The sequence below is a fragment of the Embleya sp. NPDC056575 genome (genome assembly GCF_042793325.1).
Lineage (GTDB): Bacteria > Actinomycetota > Actinomycetes > Streptomycetales > Streptomycetaceae > Embleya.
This window is the reverse complement of record NZ_JBHTVA010000176.1, coordinates 1-1,423: the sequence shown is the minus strand read 5'-3', so window position 1 is coordinate 1,423 and position 1,423 is coordinate 1. Positions and strand designations below refer to the sequence as shown.

Annotated in this window: 1 protein-coding gene; it reads right to left on the bottom strand. The window is 71.2% G+C overall.

What is annotated here, in order from left to right; translation table 11 throughout:
* Positions 1-128 precede the first annotated feature (128 nt).
* A complete protein-coding gene (locus ACFRCG_RS48525; RefSeq protein WP_380043068.1) occupies positions 129-1,190 on the bottom strand; it encodes a glycerophosphodiester phosphodiesterase family protein in 1,062 nt (353 codons plus the stop codon).
* Positions 1,191-1,423 lie beyond the last annotated feature (233 nt).

Here is a 1,423-nt window from a genome sequence, read left to right as displayed (position 1 = left end):
GCCCTGTTCCATGCCCACCGCGCGAGCGGGGCCGGCCGAGCGGGCACCGTCAGCCGAGCAGGCGCTGTCCGCCCGAGCGGGCACCGTCCACCACCCCCGCCGCGCACCCGGCCGCGCTATCCCCCGCGTCAGCCCCGCGCGGGATAGCGCTTCGGCAGCGGCAGCCCCCGCGCCGCCATCAACTCCCGCAACCTGTCCGGGTAATCGGTGATCAGCCCGTCCACGCCGTCGTCCATCAGCTTCGCCATGCCGGCCGGGTCGTCGATGGTCCACGGCACCACCTTGATGCCCATTCGGTGCGCCTCGTCGACCATCGCCCGGGTCACGTAGGGACGATAGTTCGGGTCGCCCACCTTTCCGTCCTGCGGGAAGCCGTGCACCGGCGAGAACGAGGTCGCGCCGAACGACTTGATCGCCCGCAGCGGATCGCCACCGAAGTCGTCGATGTCCAGACCGCCCAGCCAGGGCGAGGCGCCGGGCCTGCCGACCTGGAGGAAGTCGTAGTTGGTCAACGCGACCAGTGGCAGCCGGGGTTCGACCTGACGCATCCTCATCAGCGAGCCCCAGTCGAAGCTTTGGATGGTGACCTGGCGCAACAGCCCGGCCCGGCGCACCTCGCGGGCCACCGTCTGCACGAACTGCTCGCGCGGCGCCGTCTCGTTCGGCGCGCCCGCCTCGACCTTGGTCTCCACGTTGAGCTTCACGCCGCGTGCGTGCCGCCGGTTGACCAGGTCGAACACCTCGGTGAGCAGCGGCATTCGAGCGCCGGGCGAGGTGGTCTGGCCGGGGAAGCCCGGGAACTGCCGCGACCCGCAATCGAGGGTACGGACCTGGTCGAGGGTGAGCGTATTGACATACTTCCCGACGTAGGGGAACTCCGGGTCACCGGCCCGCACGGGTCCGGTGTCGGCACACTTGCGGCCGTCCACCTTGCGGTCGTGGGTGACCACGGCCCGGCCGTCCTCGGTGATCTGGACGTCCAGTTCGAGGGTGGAGACCCCCAGGTCCAGGCCCTTGGCGAAGGACGCGATGGTGCTCTCCACGGTCAGGCCCAGACCGCCGCGGTGCGCCTGTAGGTCGAAGGTCCTGTGGTGATTTCCGTGGCGCTCCGCCGCGGCGGCCACTCCCGGCGCGGCAACGACCGCCGCCCCGGCCAGGATCGCGGCCGTGACGGTCTTCCATCCGGACATGGACGTCTCCTTCTCGCTTCGTTCGACGACACTCGACCGTCGACGCCCACACCCTGTCCCGCACCACATGATGCGCGGGGAGGCGGCTCGTGGCGCCCGGACGAAGAAGAAGCGAAGAAGCGGCGAATCGCGCCGCCGGAGCCGCAACGGCACGCCCACGACCACCACTTCGCACCCGACCCGCCGACCCGCCGCCGACGGGCGCGCCCCGGGCGCCGGACGGGATCGAATCC